Source organism: Paenibacillus allorhizosphaerae, from assembly GCF_042659105.1.
In the GTDB taxonomy this organism is placed as follows: domain Bacteria; phylum Bacillota; class Bacilli; order Paenibacillales; family NBRC-103111; genus Paenibacillus_G; species Paenibacillus_G allorhizosphaerae.
The window spans coordinates 13,133-29,687 of sequence record NZ_JBHSRV010000004.1; the positions used below are offsets into that span (position 1 = coordinate 13,133).

Here is a 16,555-nt window from a genome sequence, read left to right on the forward strand (position 1 = left end):
CTTAATTTACGAGTGTTAGGACAAAGAACGAGAAATGTTAAGGGAATGTAAAAGTTATCGCGGAAATTTCGCCTGCCCCCGCTTCTTTTCTTTAAAGAAGGAGATAACGAGCATCAGCAGAGGCAACAGAAGTCCGATCGACGTCGCATACGGGATATATACCGTGGAATCCCAATGCGCCATATAGGTGACGTTCGGGTAAACGACGAGCGAAAATACGACCACGATCATCCCGAGCGGCAGACAAAGCGGTCGATAGTCTTTTAGTTTCAGCATTTGAGCAATGCCTATGGTGCAGGCGTAAAAGTACAGCGTCATTTTAAAATAAATCGACATAAACCATAAACCGGCCATCAACGATTCGATCCGCTCAACAAAATGGCCGATACTTATTTTTTTGGTTAAGGCATAGCTTGGATATACGTTTCTCGAGGTTGTGTCCACACCGAGCACCGATATGCAAAGGAATGTGACCAGGATAATGAAGGCACCGCCGATCAGGGTGGAGACGTAATACGCTTTTCTTGCTTTGTCCGGATTCGTCACATGAACGGGAATAATCATCAGCATGACGATTTGCGTAAACGAAGCGGTGGCCACAAGGGACAAAGCGGCTTTTAGAATCGGCTTTGCGCCGCTCTCGAAGACGGGCTGCATTTTGGGCAGTTCGATTTCCGGGACCAGAAATAAAAACAATACCAAGAACAGCATGACGAACCACGGGAAAAAGATTTCCGCGGCGCGCGCGAGCGTCTCAAGTCCGAGCCGCAGCCCCATCACAACGATGGAAATGAACAGCATGTTGATGAATTGGATCGGCGTATCCGGCATCACCTGCGTCGTCATAAAATTGCCGACGTAAAACAGCAGCGTCGACGATCCGATAAATGCGAAAAAGACAAGGAGAAGCGATACGATTTTCCCGGCCCACCTGCCAAACAGTATGTCGTTGTACTGCACCAGACTCACGTTCGGGATGCGCTTCCCGAGCGAATTGTAGAGCAGTACGACCAGGAGCATTGCGACGACGCCGACAATCGACGCAATCCATGCATCCTGCTTGGCCTCAATCGCTAGCCCCGCCGGAATGATCAGGATGGTGGTGCCGATCGTAAAAAAGGCGATCAGCACGCTAAATTGCCGAACCGAAATTTTGTTTTCACGCATGAGCACTGCACCCCCATCGCCTGTACCCTATATTTCACGTCCGCCTTTTCAACAGATCCGTCAGCCTAACCATGAAGTTATGGCGTCGCTCATCGGCTGATATACGACAGTAATCCAGTCCAGCGGATTCGGTATTTGCAGCTGCATGCTTTTGGCTATGCTAAAGCCAGTTGCCAGCAGCAATAATAGCGAAAAGCAAACCAGCTCTTTTTTCAACTTTCTTCTCACGAGGGAAGGAATTTCGATCAAACCGATGACCGCTGCAGCCAGCAATACGCCGATAATCGCCCACATACGTTCTCTACTCCTTCATCAATTTCATAAACGGATCCGAAACGGTACCGAGGCGTCTAATTTTCACATCGACATTTACGTTGACCGGCAGCTCGGCAAAAACCGAATCCCATCGGTTCTCGATTTTTTTCCATGCTTTCGGCTCAGCTCGATGAATCGCTTCGCCGAAACCGAATATATCCGCATGCCACTTGGTTTGCGCTTTGCGGATCGTATGAACGATGAACTGCTTTACTTTCTTTTCGGCGATTCGCTCCAATTCGGCAATCGTTTCGACATCGTTCAGATCGATATCGCATTCGACGTCCGTGACATCGTTTTCCAGTCGAAGTTTCACGTCTACCGCAGGTTGACCGTCCGTGAGCTTCCCTTTGATTTCCGATTTGGTGCGTATGATTTCCAGCGTTAATTTGCCGCCCTTGGGACAAGCCAACTGCCCCGCTGTGCCTTTTACTTTGTCAAGTACATAGTTATAGGCTTGGCTCTCCTCATCGTTTAACCACCCGATCAATTTATCGTTTTTAAATACCGCCAACCCCACAATATGCAGCGTGGACAGAGGAACGATATGGCGCACGTTTTCTTCGGTTCCCGTCTTATCCCTGTCGGTATCCCCGAAAATTCCAATTCCCGTAAGCACCGGCTCCTTGCCTTTGCTGATCATATCCGAGATGAGTTCATCGATCGTTTTTTTGCCTGAGGCGGCCCATAATGCGCTTGATATATCGATCGTCTTGAACATATGGTTGGCGGGAATGATTTCCTGTGGCACGGTATACGTATCAAGCATTTCTTTGGCGCTTGCGCTTCGGGCGACCACGATAAAAAAATCGGTGCGCAGCTCATGGGCCCTCGACAATACGTCGAGCAATTTCGCGATCCCCTCTCTGGCCAGCGGCTCGCTGACGACAAGCATCCGCAGATGCGATAAATACAGCTTCCTCGGCGATTGGGTCGTCATTTTGCGCAGCGCCTCGAATACAGTGCCCCCCGTCTCCGAATAAGTCACGACCGGCGCGCCTTTGCTGGTGCTTCCCTTTCTCGCGGCAATTTCGCTCGGATTCACCAATTGGGCCGATACCCGAAATTCATTTCCGATTTTGTCGATGCCCAGCGCGACCGTAATCGCCAGATCGTTCAGCTCCCGCCGGTTCCAGCAACCGGTCGTTACCGCACCCAAGAGAACAAGCGCCAGCAGCGTTCCGATCATTCGTCTCATCGGTACCGATCCTTTCTCTACGTCATATTACGGGCCTGCCTTCGATTCCGATTTGGCCGGCGCATTGTTCCGCTCCCGAATCATATTGTTTTGGCTGATCAGCCGCGGCCGGGAGAAGAGTGCCCACTGGGGCAGACGGAGTATCGAATCCTTCTGATCCTGCACGATAAAAGGAGCGAACGGCGCCATGTACGGAATACCGAAAGAACGCAAACTGCACAAGTGCAAGACGAGCGCGACGAGCCCGACGGTAATGCCGAATAACCCGAAGGTCGCGGCAAGCCCCATCAGCCCGAAGCGGATGATTCGAATGGAGATGCCCATGTTAAAAGCGGGAATGACGAAATTCGAAATCGCCGTAATGGCGACAACGATGACCATCGCAGGCGATACAAGCCCCGCTTCGACCGCTGCTTGGCCTATGACCAGCGTTCCTACGATCGATACGGATTGCCCGATGGCCCTCGGCATCCTTACGCCGGCCTCCCGCAATATTTCGAATGTAAGCTCCATCATGACGGCTTCGATAAACGCGGGGAACGGAATGCCTTCGCGCTGGGCCGCGAGCCCAATCAGCAGCGGCGTAGGCAGCAGCTCCTGATGAAATGTCGTAATGGCGATGTAGAGCGACGGCGCCAGCAGCGCGATAAATAAAGAAAGAAATCGCAGTATCCTTAGCAGCGTCGCGAAGTCCCAACGTTGATAATAATCCTCACTCGCTTGAAAAAATTGGATGAACAGTGCCGGCACCGTCATCGCAAACGGGGTGCCGTCGACAAGAATCGCGATTTTGCCTTCGAGCAGATCGGCCGCTACGGCATCGGGACGCTCCGTATTGAAAATCGTCGGAAAGGGAGTAAACGTCACATCCTGGATCAATTCCTCGACATAGCCGCTTTCCAGAATGCCGTCGATATCGATGCGGTTCAGTCTCGACTTGACTTCCCGCAGCACGTCTTCATTGGCAATCCCTTTGATGTACATGACGGCGACATCGGTTTTCGTCACCCGCCCGATAGGCATCGTCTCCAGCCACAGATGCGGGTCTTTGATCCGCCTTCGAACCAAGGCGGTATTCGTGCGCAGCGACTCCGAGAAGCCTTCCTTCGGCCCGCGGACAACCGTCTGCGCCGAAGGCTCGGTGACGCCGCGGTCTTTCCACTGCCGTTTGCTGGCCGCCAGCCCTTGCGCGCAGCCATCCAGCAAAATGACGGTATCGCCGGACAATACTGCGGTATAGAGCGTTTCATAATCGGCGATCTCCCGAACGTCGCCAACCGCGAGAATGAAATCTTTGAGCACGCCTAGCGGCGACTTCCCGGCTGCCGCGCCGGGCTCGAGTCCGGCTTCCCGGACTTCGAGCATCAAAGCTTCCAATATGCTGGCCGCGTCGGCCAAACCGTCCGTATAAATAATGCCTGCCGGAATGCTGCCATCCGATCCGATCGGTATTTCTTTGATAATAATATCGGTGCTGTTTCCCAAGGCACTTTTTATCGTCTGCAGGTTTTTCGTTAATTCCGCAAGCAGCTGCTGCTTTGGCGATGAAGCTTCCATAATCGAACACCTCCTTCGCACCGATCTATTATATATTTCCTATATTGCTATTTTTTATGAGCGCACTCCTCCAGAGAACGGCAAAAAGAGCCGTGACCGATGGTCACAGCTCCTTCGTTATTGCCTTGTTATGCCTTTATTTCTTCAACAGATTGGCCGGCAAAAATTTCAGCTCTTCGACTTTTTTGTCCTGGAATTCCGGGCTCATGATGTAGTCGAGGAACGCTTTGGTCGCGCCTTTCGGCTCACCCTTCGTGTACATGCGCTCTGTGCCGTACAGCGGGTATTTCCCGGATTTGATCGAATCTTTGCTGAACGCTACACCTTCGAATTTCAATGCCTTAATCGTGTCGTTGAGGTAAGGCGTATCCACATAACCGATGCTGTTCGCCGTTTGACCGACGCTCGTCGCTACCGCGCCGCTGGACTCCTGCGTTACACCGTCTTTCGTGAACTCTTGATTATCCAAAACGATTTGCTTTACGAGCGCGCGGGAACCGGAGCTGTCCGGACGGTGAATAACGACGATTTTACCCGGCTCGCCTCCTACGTCTTTCCAATCCGTAATCTTACCTTGGAAAATATCGGCTGCTTGCTTTTTCGTCAAGTTATCGACTTTCACGTTTTTATTTACGATCAATGCGAAAGGCGCAACGGCCACTACATGTTCTTTCAAATTTTTATCTTTATATTCAGGACCCGCTTCGATATCGGAGTTTCCGATATCCGACGTGCCGTCTGCCACGTTTTTCAAGCCTGTACCGGAACCGCCGGCCGTCGGGTTGATCGTCACTTTCGAGTTTTTCTTCATGAATTCGTCAGCCGCCGCTTTAACTAAAGGAAGCAGTGCGCTGGAACCGGAAGCCGTGACCGTTCCTTCAATCGTCGCTGTTGCGGGAGCCGGTGTCGACCCGCCCGTTTTATTATCTCCGCTTGCGCTTTGAGCCGGTGCTTCCGTTTTGCCGCACGCAGCCATAACCCCCACGGAAAGAACCATAACCATGGCCATACTAAAACCTTTCTTCGACAGCTGCTTCAACATTTCAGCATGTCCTCCCTTTTTTCTCGTGTTTTCTTTACTTGCCTATCGTAACAAGCGAATGTAAAGGAGAAACACTCCAAACGTTAAGCGAATGTAAAACTTTTCAGCCGTCCATATTTTACATTTCATTAATACAATCGTGAGAACCAGTTAATACTGCAGACCTAGACTTAGAGTTGTAAATAGGACAATGCCATTTATATTATCGGGTCTGGGGGACACAAGAATGAAGCGATTCGCACAAGCGGTGACCATGCGCGGGAAGTTAATCGCAGCGTTATGCAGCATTGTAACGCTGTTTCTGGCGGCGGCTTTGTTTAACGTATGGCAGGTCAAACAAATCAAGTCGGAGTTGGAGCGGCAGAACCGCAAGGTGGAGCTTAAGCTGACGGCGCTCGAGCTGAAGGAGATGGTCCAGGAGCTCAACATTATCGCATCCGGGCTTGAGATTTCCAAAAACTTGGACTTCATTCCGGTTTATAACGAAAAAAGAAAGCTGTTCGAAAGCCTGGTGGCGCGCATCGGCGCAACGGCCGATACGGAGGAAAAGGTCGTCTGGCGAAGCAAACTGATCCTGCTGACGGGGGAGTTTACGAGCACGTTCGATGTGGCCGCACGCCTGATTCAGGACCAACAAATCAGCCGAACGGATCTGGACAAAAACATGGAATACTTATATAACGAATCGCAAAAGCTGATGGAGCACATTTTTACATACGTCGATTCCTTTTACGTTTCATACGCGAACTGATTGCAGGTGCCGCGCAAGAGCTGCGGCAAATTTCCGGCCATACGGATACGATGCTGGAAAAAAGCATGCAGGCTGTCGCTCACACCCGTTCCGGCTCGCAAGCGATGGAAGCTTTGCAATCGGCTGCGGCCGATTCCGATGCCGTTCTTCAGCGGGTAAGCCTCTCGATGACGACACTATCGGAAAGCTCGGTCCCAATCAGCCATATGGTCGGCGCCATCTCGGACATTTCCGCCCAAACCAACGTGCTTGCTTTGAACGCTTCCATTGAAGCGGCCAGAGCCGGGGTGCACGGGCGCGGCTTCGCCGTTGTAGCCGAGGAGATCCGGCTGCTTTCGCTGCAAACCGGCGAATCGGCCAAGCGGATCGGCGGCATCGTCGCTTCGCTTCATAAGCATATGCAGCAGCTTGACGCGTCGCTGCACGCGGCGCAACGATCGTTTGCGGAGCAAAACCGGAAAGTCGAAGCAAGCCTCGGTTCCTTCCGCGATATACGCATATCAATGGACGAGCTGTCGGAGAGGATCGGCGAGGTCCATCTGCTGATCGGACAAACGGAACAAAACCACGACATGCTGGTGGAGACGATAGCGCATGTCGCCGCGATCACCCAGGAAACGGCGGCCGGCGTTGAGGAGGTGCATTCCTCATCGATGCAGCAAAATTCCGCCGTTCAACAGATCGCTGCGCAGACGGAGGATATGCTGGAGCTTGCCCGAAGCTTGTTCGCAGAAATCGGCAAGTTCCAAACCGAGCCGGACGATGCTTTGACTTGAGCCGGGAGCATATTGCACGCAGCGCTGTGAAATCATAAGAGAAATTGCTTATTTTCTCGCATGGAGGCATGGTCAATGAAAGCTTGCTTAACGCTGCTTCTTGCACTGGTCTTCGGTATGGGCGCCATGCCGTCCGCTCATGCCGAAAGCACGGTCGACCCAACAGCTACGAATCCGACAAACGCCGATCAAGTCAGCTTTTCCAAAACGATCATGTCGCATCCATTCGAAAGATCGCTTCTTTCGAATCAAAGCGGGACAGCTCCGCTTGCCGATCCGACAGGTATAACGGGAGGCCGCTGGGGAGCGACGGGGGACGAGCCGGCTGTATATCAAGCAGCGGCGGCCAAGCGCTCCGGCTGGAGCTGGCTCGGCCTGCTGGGGCTGCTCGGATTGTTCGGGCTAAGAAAAAGACTGGCGAAATAAACCAAAGAGTCCGTCTCAGGCTTCCCCTGAAACGGACTCTCTGTCGTTCCGCGCTACTTATGTTTGCGCCAATCCGCGCTGCTATTGTTAAGCAAATACTCAAAATCGTTCTCGAGCCGCTTCTTTTCCGCCTTTTGCGCCTCTTGCGCCCGCTTCTTCACTTCTTCCCGCTTCGCCTCTTCCTCCGCTTTCCACGCATCTCCTTGCGCTTTCAGCTTGGAAACGATATCGGGATTCAGCAAATCCTTCAGCGTAGCCTGTTTCTCTTGGGAGGCAGCCGGCTGCGGCACGACCGGTTTCTTTTTCTTCACCATAGCGTTCACCTCGATTTCCCCACATTATAGCAGGTTTCCTCTAAGGTTTCTATACGTTGGCGCGCATCCGTTCGCATCGGTTTTACTTGAGGCCTTCTTCTTTAATAAATTTGTCGGCCTTTTCTTCGGCTTCGCGAAGCACGGTATTGACGTCCTTTTTGTCGGCGGCCATTCCTTTGGCCGCTTCCTTCAGGAACGGATAAATTTTGATATCGAACTGCGTCGGCTCCGGCAGCGGCGCAGGCTTTGCCTTGAAGATGCCCGCCAGGTTTTTACCGTCATACAATTTGGTATCGCTCGCATGCTGCTTTTTCAGTTCCTGATCTTTCAAGATCGTCAGACGGATGCCTTTGTTCATCGTTTTTTGCGCTTCATCGGTAACCATCGATTGGATGGCGGCGTACGCAGCTTTCTTGTTCTTGCTTGTCGGCGTCACCATCGCCAGATGGAAGTCGATTTCCCGGCCATAGCCAGGCTTGTCGTCGAATGACGGGAAGGAAACGACATCCCAGTTGAAATCTTTGCCGGCTTCTTTCAGCTGCGGCAGGCGGGTAGTCAGGTTGGCGATCCAGTAAGGATAAATTGCCAGCTTCTGGTCTTTCAGGAAGTAGTCGATGCCGTAGGTGTATTTGTTCTTCGGATCGACGATGCCCGGAATGCGGTACAACTGCTCGTAAAGCCCGAACACCTTTTTGTATGCTTCGTTCGCAAGAACCGCTTTATCCTGCTTGTCGTTCACGACAGGAAGCGAATAAGCGCGGCTTAATACTTGCGGATCGCCCATATCGAGACCGACGTACTGCGTGCCTTGCTCCATGCGCGTTACGTTCTTCGCCAGGTTGATCATTTCGTTCCAGGTCATGTTGTCCTTCGGATACGGAACGGCGAACTTGTCGAAAATATCTTTGTTATACGCCGTGACGCCGTAGTTCATCGCATAAGGAATGCCGAAGATTTCTCCCTTTTTCCCGAACTTCTTCAGCAAATTGACCGCTTCCGGCTCGAACTTGCCCATATCGACTTTATACTGGCGGATCAAATCGTTCAGGTCGGTGCCCAGATCCTTTTGCATCAGATCGAACAAGTAATAGTTGCTTGTGAGAATGACGTCGGGCAATTCCCCTGCCGCGATCATCTTGTCCAGATTCGTACCGGTTACGAGTTGAACCGTGATGTTGGGAAACTTCGCTTTTACCGGAGCGCCAACGAGCGAATCCAAGTCGGCTTGTCCCAAAATCCCCGCATTATGGTTATAAAAGGTCAACGTCACAGGCTCGTTGTTATAAAGATCTTCTTTCGGCGCAGCCCCGTTCTTCGTATCCCCCGCTCCGCCGCTTCCGCAGCCGGCCAACAATACAAGTGCGGACAATCCGATCCATGCCTGCTTTTTAAAAATATTACTCATTCTTTGCCCCCCCAAATCACACTAGTGAATTCGACAATATCATACTAAATCATGTTGTCGTTTTTTGGAATATGCAATATAATCAAAACATGAACTATTCTGCTAACTTTCATGGTGATATTGTAAAGAAAAGCATATTGCTCTGCGGTTATTCGTTCCATCTCCAACGCGGCGTCCGGGGAAATAAAAATTCGGCCCTCCCCAGCTACTTGTTCCGCTTGCAGACGGAAGGAACGTGCACCGTATGGCTTGAAGGCGAGGAAATCGAAGTCGAGCCCGGCGACTTGATTATGCTGAAGCCGGGCAGCTCCTACGAGCTGCGAATCGGCGGAAGCGGCCCGAAAATCGCAAGCGGCGATTTTTACCTATTTTGCCAAGGCGCATGGATTGACGAATGGTGGGGCCGTTCCGAAAAGCCCGTTAAAATTCGAATCGAGCTCAACGAAACGGTATTGTCCCTATGGAGGCAGATCATTAAGGAAAACCGCCGGCTGGACGAAGAAAATGTGGAGATGTCCGAATATTTGTTGAGAGCGCTCTGCTTGTCGCTCGACCGGGCCGTTGAGGATACGCGCACTTCCGGTCATCGGCTGTATACGGCGCTGCGGATGAAGCAGTTTATCGAGGAGCATGCGCAGTCACCGTTTAAAATAGAGGATGTCGCGCGCCACGTCCGTCTCAGCGTATCCCGCGCTTCGCATTTTTTCAAGGAAAGCTACCGCAAAACGATCATGCAGTACGCGCTCGAGGTTCGGCTGTCCGGCGCGGTCGAACGGATGAAGCATACGTCCATGACGCTGGAGCAAATCGCCGACAGCTGCGGCTTCGGAAGCTACACCTATTTCCACCGCGTATTCAAGAAACGGTACGGCGCGTCCCCCACTTCCTTCCGCAAGCAAGAGCGTCGACTTCGTTGAATGCGCTTCCAGCACGCTTTCTCTCCTACTCATGCGAAAAACAAAAAAACACCCACCCTTGTTCCCGAGGGTGGGTGGGCTCTATTAAAACAGTGTCCGATTCGCGCCGAGCTATGCAGATACGAATACCCGGCTTACGGGCGGACCCGAATTTCGTACGTTTCGCCAGTGACGGTCGCAAATTCGACCGTATCGGAAGACGTCTCGCTGCCCGCGACGACGTTCCCACCATGTACGATTTCCACCCGAATCGGTGCCTGCAGCTTGCAGCGGCCCCCAGCGCAAGAGCGGATTTGCCCCGCTGCTAGCGCACCGTCCTTCCACTCCAACGATATTTCGAACCCGCCTCTGGCGCGAAGACCCGCCACCGCGCCGTGCTTCCACGAGGAAGGGAGCGCCGGAAGCAGCCGGATCGCGCCTTCATGTGATTGAAGCAGCATCTCGGCGATGCCTGCCGTTGCGCCCAGATTCCCGTCGATTTGGAATATTTGCGGCGGATGCAGATCGAGCATGTTGTCCGCCGTACTTGTCCGCAGCAGCTTGGCGATCATCTCGTTTGCGAGATCGCCTTCCTTAAACCGCGCCCACAGGCTGACAATCCACGCCAAACTCCAGCCGGTACCCCCGCCTCCGTACTGCAAACGGCGTTCGAGGGCGACTCTTGCCGCGCGCGACCAGCTTTCGCTGCGAAACAGCTGATCGTCCGGGAATACGCCGAAGAGATGGGACAGATGGCGGTGGCCCGGATCGACTTCCTCGTAATCTTCGTCCCATTCCTGCAGCTGGCCGTATTTACCGATCTTCGGCTCCGGCAGTTTGTCGCAAGCGGCGCGCCATTCACCGCGCAGCGCTTCATCCGTTTGCAGCAGCTCGGCCGCCTGAATGCAGCGCTCAAACAGCCCTCTCGCGATCTGGATATCCATCGCCGGATCCATGCAAATGCGGCCGGTCTGACCATCGGGGAGACGATATATGTTCTCCGGGGACACCGTCGGTCCGATATGCCATTTCCCTTGCTCGTCCTCGAACATGAAGTCGAGAATGAACAGCGCCGCTTCCTTCATTAACGGATACGCCCGCTCTGCCAAAAACCGCTGATCCAGCGTATACGTGTAATGCTCCCACAAATGGAAGCACAGCCACGCCGCCCCCATCTGCCATAAGCCCGCCCGGGCGAAATCGGTCGGCGCCGTATCGCCCCACAGATCGGTGTTGTGGTGGCACATGAAGCCGCGGGCGCCGTAATGCACGCGTGCCGTCTCCTGGCCGCTCGGCAGCATTCGCTCCAAATGATCGAACAATGGGAAATGCAGGTCCGACAAGTTGCACACCTCGGTCGGCCAATAGTTCATCTGAATGTTAATATTGATCGTATATTTGGAGTCCCAGGAAGGGACGTAGCTGTCGTTCCATATGCCCTGCAGGTTGGCCGGAATCGTGCCAGGCCGGCTGCTGCTGATCAGCAAATAGCGGCCATAGTGGAAATACAGCGCCATTAGCCCGACGTCTTCGCAGCCTTCCTTCACCCGGGCCAGACGTGCATCCGTCGGGATTTGAGAGAACTCCGCCTGCCCTTCTGCGGCGAGCGACAGCGACATCCGGTCGAACCACGAACGGTACTCGGCGATGTGCCTTTCACGGAGCGTCTCGTATGGCTTGCCGCTAGCCTGTTCCAGCTCTTCCGCACACCGCTGGCGATACAACGCATGCCGGAAATCGGTCGATACCGTCATGACCAGCGTAACGGCGTCCGCGCCCTCTACATAAATATGATCGCCAAGCGTCCTTGAACGGCCTCCGCCTTCGACAATCGCCTTCAGCCGCACGTGAAATTTCGTTCCCCAGGCGCCGCACTGGCCGTCCAGGCTGACCGTATCCGGGCCGGCCGTTTCCGTAAGCGCGTCGAATTTGCGAAACAAATTGACGCCGAAGCGGAGTCGGTTCGGCTTGTCGGCCGTCAACCTTACGATAAGCGCCTGATCAGCCGCCGTCGTAAACATTTCTCTCGTATACACGGTATCGCCGATCCGGTAGACGACTTTGGCAATACCCGTTGCGAGGTCCAACTCCCTGTAATAGTCTGCCGCAGCCCCGTCTCCATGTCCCGGGAAATAAAAACTCATTTCGCCCAGCGTCTGATAGGGCGGCTGCCGCCGGGAAACGCCCATCAAAGCCATATCAGCCATATCGTGGGCTTCTTCGAGGCGGCCTTCCGCGAGCAACTGGCGAATGTCGCCGATTGCGCTCAGCGCGTCCGGGTTATTTCGGTTTTCCGGCCCCCGGGTCCACACCGTATCTTCATTGAGCTGAATGACTTCGCGATTGACTTGCCCGTGAACCATCGCTCCGATTCGCCCATTTCCGAGCGGAAGCGCCTGGAGCCAGCGTTTGGCCGGCTTGCGGTAAAATAACTTCGTTTCCTGCATCATTGAATCCGTTGTCGGCATTTATTCATCCCCCAAACAGCATATTGTTCGCTTAACTTATTGTAAGCGTGTTCCAAGCCGGGAGCCATGATGAAAACAAACTTCCATTTGTCCAATACTGACTTGTTGCCAGCCGATGCTGCAACCGATCAAAAAGGAAAAACCGCATGAACCGAAGGGATTTCCTTCTGAATCGTACGGTTTGGCTTGCGGGCAGCTCCGGCTTCAACCCGACAGTTCATCCATCATGCTGTGGGCCGCCTGATTTTTGCGGAATTCGCCGGGGGACATTCCCGTCAATTTTTTGAACATCCGGTTGAACGACGTAACGTTCCGGTAGCCGATCTGCAGACTGATGTCGTGAATGATCAGGTTTGTTTGCGACAGCAGCTGCTTCGCTTTGCGGATCCGAATGGTATTAATGTGATCGCTGAAGTTCATGCCGGTTTTTTCTTTAATATAGACGGACAAATACGCTGCGGACAAGTTCAACTTGTCGGCCAGCATATCGAGCGAAATATCTTCGGCGTAACGGGTTTCCACGCACTTCATGACGAATTCGATCGTGTGATCCTTCTCCGTCTTCTGGCTGCGGATCAACTCGGCGCATGCTGCAAACAGCAGATCGTAAAATTGCTTGAACTCTTCCCGCGTATAGCACTGCTTCAGCATCTCAAACTCGCGCTGCTGCGTCTCGACGGCGCCTGCCCCGCTCGTCTCGACCATCTGATAGCTGCGCTCCGCGATGCCTTCCGCGAAACGGCGGTATTGAAGGAGGCTTGCTTCCTTCTTGGCCATCTGATCCAGCATCCGGTCGATCAGTAGACCGCACGCCGCGACGTTGCCTGCCTGCAGGCCCGCGTACAGCTCCTGCTCCTGCAGCGGCGTAAACGCAAAATGAGCGGTTGCCGGCGCATGCTCGGTAATGATCTGGGTTTCATCCCCCGGCTTCGCCTGCTGCACCATGTCCAGCACTTGCCGGTACGCTTCGTTGAACTGCGATGAATGCCGGTATACCGGGCTGACCGCAATCGCGACGAGCAGCAGCTCCTTATCGCGGTCCAATATGCGTTTGAGCAGATGCAGCGCTTCATGCAGGCTGCCTGCGTTGTCTTCGCCGACCGTCACAAACGATAAGATCTGATTATTCTCCATCTGAAACGTATGCGACGAAGGAAAATTTTCCGTCATCAGCACTTGAATATATTCCCGGATATAGTACGCAGCCCGGTCCGGATCCATCGGCTGTTCCGAACCTGCGAGCATCCGAAAGTGAAGCTGGTACATGACGATGACATAGGGCTCTTCTTTCACCATAATGTCTTTCCATTCGTTAATGTCCGAATTGATCGATTTCAGTTTGGTGATGTAGCCGTAACTAGTCAGAAGCGATTTTTTATTCAGCAGGTCGTTATGTATTTCTTCCTTTTCCTTGATCAGCCCGTAAAGCTCCTTATGGATCAGATCGAATTCCTGAATTTTGCTCGGTACCATTTCCGGCTTGCGGTGGAGGATGGAAGCGACGACTTGCTTGAACGGCCGATGAATCCCTCTGCTGAAAAACAAAGACGCCGCTACGCCGATCAAAATCGAAACCGCCAAAATGGCATACATCGTATAATTCAGCTTCGATACCTGGGAAGCAATGTCCGCATACGGTACCGCCGTCACATAAGTAAGCTTGGATTCATTGTCTTTATCGATAAAATAATAAAAGTCCCCCGCCAGCTTATAGTCTTGGCCGGACTCGAAGGCAGGCAGCTCGCCGACCGTAATCTCGTCTGAAGACCGATACAGCACGGAGCCGTCCTCGTTCAGGATCATGAACCGCTGGTTATTCTCCTCATTCCCGCCGTAAAAGGCTTGCATCATGCTGGAAGCGTCGAGCAGCGCGATCATTTGGTAGTTGCCCGGCGGCACCCGGAACGAGATCGGAATAAGCTGCCGGTCCGTTTCCGAATTGAGCGTCTTGATCGCAAACTTTTCCGCGGAATGCATCTTGTAGCCTATGCCGCGTTCAAACTGTGCTTCCCAGTACGCATCGGAATAATGTGCATTTTTATAAAAATTGGTAAAAAACATCGCCGACTCGCTGGTTCCTTCTTTTTCGATGACAAAAGATGGTTTATCGAAATAAATGAGCAGATTGTCCAAATAGTACACCGGATTGTAGGCGTGGGAACGCAGCATTTTCAAAATGTCGCCGGCTTGCCAAAAATTGACGTCGTGATCGGGCCGCATAACCATTTGCCTGTTGAACGCGACCAGCTTCTCATCGTTGTATATACCGAACAGCAGCGTTTTGAGCCGGGAAAAATGGGTCTGATACCGCTCGGCCGAATTTTTTAGAATAAGCCGGTTGTATTGGATGATCTCGGTTTGAATGCCGCTCGTAAAAAAGCGAAACGAAATCATGTGAAACGATACAAACAGCAATATGATAGACAAGAAGCTGAGGAAAATTTTCATGAACAACGATTGTCTTTTCATCCGGTGCCAGTTCAAGAAATCCACGCTCCTTTTCCCAAAAGTCTGGTGATTCGCCGGGCTATCCCTTATTATATTACATGAAGCGATGCCGCATTGTAACTCTTTTTTGGGCGGCAAGGAGGTTGCTCTGTGATAAGGAAAAACAAATGGGGCGCAGCCGCGTTCTCCGTTGCATTATCGGTAGTTGTGCTCGCCGCATGCACGGACGCGGGAACATCGGAAAGCAAAACAGATCCTGTCGCGGAACCGGCCAAGGGCGGTTCAAACATGAATTTGACCGGCATGCCGATTGTCAAAGAACCGGTTACGCTGACGTTTTTCACCGGAAAATCGGGCAACAACGGCAATAATTTCGCCGAAACGCTCGTATGGCAGCAATACCGGCAAAAAAGCAACATCAACGTTAACTTCCAACTGGTGCCCTTCGAGAACTTGACCGCACTGCGCAACTTGTCGCTCGCCGGCGGGGATTACCCGGACGCTTTCTATTCGGCACGCATCGGCACGGCCGACCTGCTGCGATACGGTTCGCTCGGCATATTCGTGAAGCTCAACGACTTCATCGATAGCTACGCTCCGAATTTCAAAAAGCTGCTCGACAAATACCCCGACCTCCGCAAAGGGCTTACGATGCCGGACGGCGGCATCTACTCGTTTCCTTCTTTTTACGACCCGAGTTTTTTGTCCATGCTGATCGGCGTGCCGCTTTGGGTCAAGCAGGAATGGCTGGACAAGCTGGGCATGAAGGAACCGGCCACCACCGAGGAGTTTTACCGTTATTTGAAGGCGGTCAAGGAGCAGGACCCGAATGGAAACGGCATCCCGGATGAAATTCCGTATGCAGGCAACGGCATCAATCCGCTGATCGAGCAGATTCGCGGCGCGTGGGGATTCGGCAATCGGGGCGTCGGCCACAAATACGTCGATATGGACCCGGATAAGCCGGGGGAGCTGCGCTTTTTCCGCATCGATCCGAAGTACAAGGAAGTGATCGATTATATGCGGAGATTGTACGCCGAAGGGCTGATCGACAAGGAGATTTTCACGATCAAAACCGGCGCGCTGTACGCGAAAGGACAGCAAGGCATTTTCGGGGCGACCATCAATCCGAATCCGGTCACGCAGATGAGCCAGAACGGATATATCGGACTCGGTGCGTTGAAAGGCCCGCATGGCGACCAATTGTATTCGCAGGTGAAAGTGCCGCTCGTATGGCCGGGCGCCTTTGTCATTACGAACAAGAACAAGTACCCGGAAGCAACGGTGCGATGGATCGATTATTTTTACGGCGAGGAAGGCGCCACGTTCTTCTTCATGGGGATGAAAGGCGAAACGTACGTCGAAACGGATAACGGGAAGCTCGAATATATCGACCAAATCACAAAAAATCCGGACGGCTTGACGCAGGATCAAGCGCTTTCGAAATACGTTACATGGCTCGGCGGAAGCTACCCCGGCTACGTGCAGGAAAAATATTTCCGGGGGTCGGAGTCGCTGCCGCAATCGGCGGCCGCGGCGGAAAAAGCGAAGCCGCACTTGATCCAGGAACTGTGGTATAACTTCAACTTCACCGAAGAGGAGAACGAGTTCATGTCCTCGGTCGGGTCGATGATCCATTCCTATATTTCCGACATGGAAGTCAAATTCATTACCGGCGTCGAGCCGATGAGCGAGTGGGACAAATATGCGGACACGGTGCAAAAGATGGGCCTTGCCGAATACATGAAGGTATACAAGAGCGCTTACGAGCGCTACATTGGAAAAAAATAAT

General features: G+C 52.8%; 14 protein-coding genes. 5 read left to right on the forward strand and 9 right to left on the reverse strand.

Translation table 11 applies throughout. From position 1 onward, the window contains the following. Window positions 1–54 precede the first annotated feature (54 nt). The 5 genes from ACFQI7_RS16390 to ACFQI7_RS16410 all read right to left on the reverse strand — a co-directional run bounded on the left by ACFQI7_RS16390 (window position 55) and on the right by ACFQI7_RS16410 (window position 5,279). Complete coding sequence (locus ACFQI7_RS16390) at window positions 55–1,167, reverse strand: GerAB/ArcD/ProY family transporter (RefSeq protein ID WP_230415594.1); 1,113 nt, start codon at window positions 1,165–1,167, stop codon at window positions 55–57. Window positions 1,168–1,227: 60 nt separating this feature from the next. Beyond that, window positions 1,228–1,461 carry a hypothetical protein gene (locus ACFQI7_RS16395; RefSeq protein WP_218102441.1) on the reverse strand — a complete coding sequence of 78 codons (234 nt, stop codon included), beginning with the start codon at window positions 1,459–1,461 and terminating at the stop codon, window positions 1,228–1,230. A gap of 7 nt (window positions 1,462–1,468) precedes the next feature. Then, a complete protein-coding gene (locus ACFQI7_RS16400; RefSeq protein WP_230415592.1) occupies window positions 1,469–2,680 on the reverse strand; it encodes a Ger(x)C family spore germination protein in 1,212 nt (403 codons plus the stop codon). A 27-nt stretch (window positions 2,681–2,707) separates the two neighbouring features. Then, complete coding sequence (locus tag ACFQI7_RS16405; protein ID WP_218102440.1) at window positions 2,708–4,237, reverse strand: spore germination protein; 1,530 nt, start codon at window positions 4,235–4,237, stop codon at window positions 2,708–2,710. A gap of 136 nt (window positions 4,238–4,373) precedes the next feature. Then, entirely contained in the window at window positions 4,374–5,279 is a 906-nt protein-coding gene (locus ACFQI7_RS16410; RefSeq protein WP_218102439.1) for a phosphate ABC transporter substrate-binding protein, read from the reverse strand. 226 nt (window positions 5,280–5,505) lie between these two features. Between ACFQI7_RS16410 and ACFQI7_RS16415 the strand changes: the two genes are divergently transcribed. The 3 genes from ACFQI7_RS16415 to ACFQI7_RS16425 all read left to right on the forward strand — a co-directional run bounded on the left by ACFQI7_RS16415 (window position 5,506) and on the right by ACFQI7_RS16425 (window position 7,232). After that, window positions 5,506–6,030 (forward strand): hypothetical protein, encoded by a 525-nt coding sequence (locus ACFQI7_RS16415; RefSeq protein WP_218102438.1) that lies wholly within the window; start codon window positions 5,506–5,508, stop codon window positions 6,028–6,030. Window positions 6,031–6,095: 65 nt separating this feature from the next. Then, window positions 6,096–6,806 carry a methyl-accepting chemotaxis protein gene (locus ACFQI7_RS16420; protein WP_218102437.1) on the forward strand — a complete coding sequence of 237 codons (711 nt, stop codon included), beginning with the start codon at window positions 6,096–6,098 and terminating at the stop codon, window positions 6,804–6,806. Window positions 6,807–6,881: 75 nt separating this feature from the next. Then, entirely contained in the window at window positions 6,882–7,232 is a 351-nt protein-coding gene (locus tag ACFQI7_RS16425; protein ID WP_218102436.1) for a WGxxGxxG family protein, read from the forward strand. 53 nt (window positions 7,233–7,285) lie between these two features. Here the strand turns inward: ACFQI7_RS16425 and ACFQI7_RS16430 are convergent, their stop codons facing one another. After that, window positions 7,286–7,546 carry a YqkE family protein gene (locus tag ACFQI7_RS16430; protein ID WP_218102435.1) on the reverse strand — a complete coding sequence of 87 codons (261 nt, stop codon included), beginning with the start codon at window positions 7,544–7,546 and terminating at the stop codon, window positions 7,286–7,288. An 82-nt stretch (window positions 7,547–7,628) separates the two neighbouring features. Beyond that, complete coding sequence (locus ACFQI7_RS16435; protein ID WP_218102434.1) at window positions 7,629–8,951, reverse strand: ABC transporter substrate-binding protein; 1,323 nt, start codon at window positions 8,949–8,951, stop codon at window positions 7,629–7,631. Window positions 8,952–9,040: 89 nt separating this feature from the next. Between ACFQI7_RS16435 and ACFQI7_RS16440 the strand changes: the two genes are divergently transcribed. After that, complete coding sequence (locus ACFQI7_RS16440; protein ID WP_218102433.1) at window positions 9,041–9,868, forward strand: AraC family transcriptional regulator; 828 nt, start codon at window positions 9,041–9,043, stop codon at window positions 9,866–9,868. Window positions 9,869–10,002: 134 nt separating this feature from the next. Here the strand turns inward: ACFQI7_RS16440 and ACFQI7_RS16445 are convergent, their stop codons facing one another. Beyond that, complete coding sequence (locus ACFQI7_RS16445; RefSeq protein ID WP_230415590.1) at window positions 10,003–12,315, reverse strand: glycoside hydrolase family 95 protein; 2,313 nt, start codon at window positions 12,313–12,315, stop codon at window positions 10,003–10,005. A 204-nt stretch (window positions 12,316–12,519) separates the two neighbouring features. Then, the gene (locus ACFQI7_RS16450; RefSeq protein ID WP_377517161.1) at window positions 12,520–14,808 is read right to left on the reverse strand and encodes a helix-turn-helix transcriptional regulator; all 2,289 of its coding nucleotides are present in this window, start codon (window positions 14,806–14,808) and stop codon (window positions 12,520–12,522) included. Between the two features lie 108 nt (window positions 14,809–14,916). Between ACFQI7_RS16450 and ACFQI7_RS16455 the strand changes: the two genes are divergently transcribed. Further along, window positions 14,917–16,554, forward strand: a complete 1,638-nt coding sequence (locus ACFQI7_RS16455) for a type 2 periplasmic-binding domain-containing protein (RefSeq protein WP_218102459.1) — start codon at window positions 14,917–14,919, stop codon at window positions 16,552–16,554. The last annotated feature ends 1 nt before the right edge of the window (window position 16,555 follow it).

Excerpts from the sequence above, each read along its gene's own strand:
- ACFQI7_RS16390 (WP_230415594.1), bottom strand. The coding sequence starts at position 1,167 with ATGCGTGAAAACAAAATTTCGGTTCGGCAATTTAGCGTGCTGATCGCC.
- ACFQI7_RS16395 (WP_218102441.1), bottom strand. The coding sequence starts at position 1,461 with ATGTGGGCGATTATCGGCGTATTGCTGGCTGCAGCGGTCATCGGTTTG.
- ACFQI7_RS16400 (WP_230415592.1), bottom strand. The coding sequence starts at position 2,680 with ATGAGACGAATGATCGGAACGCTGCTGGCGCTTGTTCTCTTGGGTGCG.
- ACFQI7_RS16405 (WP_218102440.1), bottom strand. The coding sequence starts at position 4,237 with ATGGAAGCTTCATCGCCAAAGCAGCAGCTGCTTGCGGAATTAACGAAA.
- ACFQI7_RS16410 (WP_218102439.1), bottom strand. The coding sequence starts at position 5,279 with ATGTTGAAGCAGCTGTCGAAGAAAGGTTTTAGTATGGCCATGGTTATG.
- ACFQI7_RS16415 (WP_218102438.1), top strand. The coding sequence starts at position 5,506 with ATGAAGCGATTCGCACAAGCGGTGACCATGCGCGGGAAGTTAATCGCA.
- ACFQI7_RS16420 (WP_218102437.1), top strand. The coding sequence starts at position 6,096 with ATGCAGGCTGTCGCTCACACCCGTTCCGGCTCGCAAGCGATGGAAGCT.
- ACFQI7_RS16425 (WP_218102436.1), top strand. The coding sequence starts at position 6,882 with ATGAAAGCTTGCTTAACGCTGCTTCTTGCACTGGTCTTCGGTATGGGC.
- ACFQI7_RS16430 (WP_218102435.1), bottom strand. The coding sequence starts at position 7,546 with ATGGTGAAGAAAAAGAAACCGGTCGTGCCGCAGCCGGCTGCCTCCCAA.
- ACFQI7_RS16435 (WP_218102434.1), bottom strand. The coding sequence starts at position 8,951 with ATGAGTAATATTTTTAAAAAGCAGGCATGGATCGGATTGTCCGCACTT.
- ACFQI7_RS16440 (WP_218102433.1), top strand. The coding sequence starts at position 9,041 with ATGAACTATTCTGCTAACTTTCATGGTGATATTGTAAAGAAAAGCATA.
- ACFQI7_RS16445 (WP_230415590.1), bottom strand. The coding sequence starts at position 12,315 with ATGCCGACAACGGATTCAATGATGCAGGAAACGAAGTTATTTTACCGC.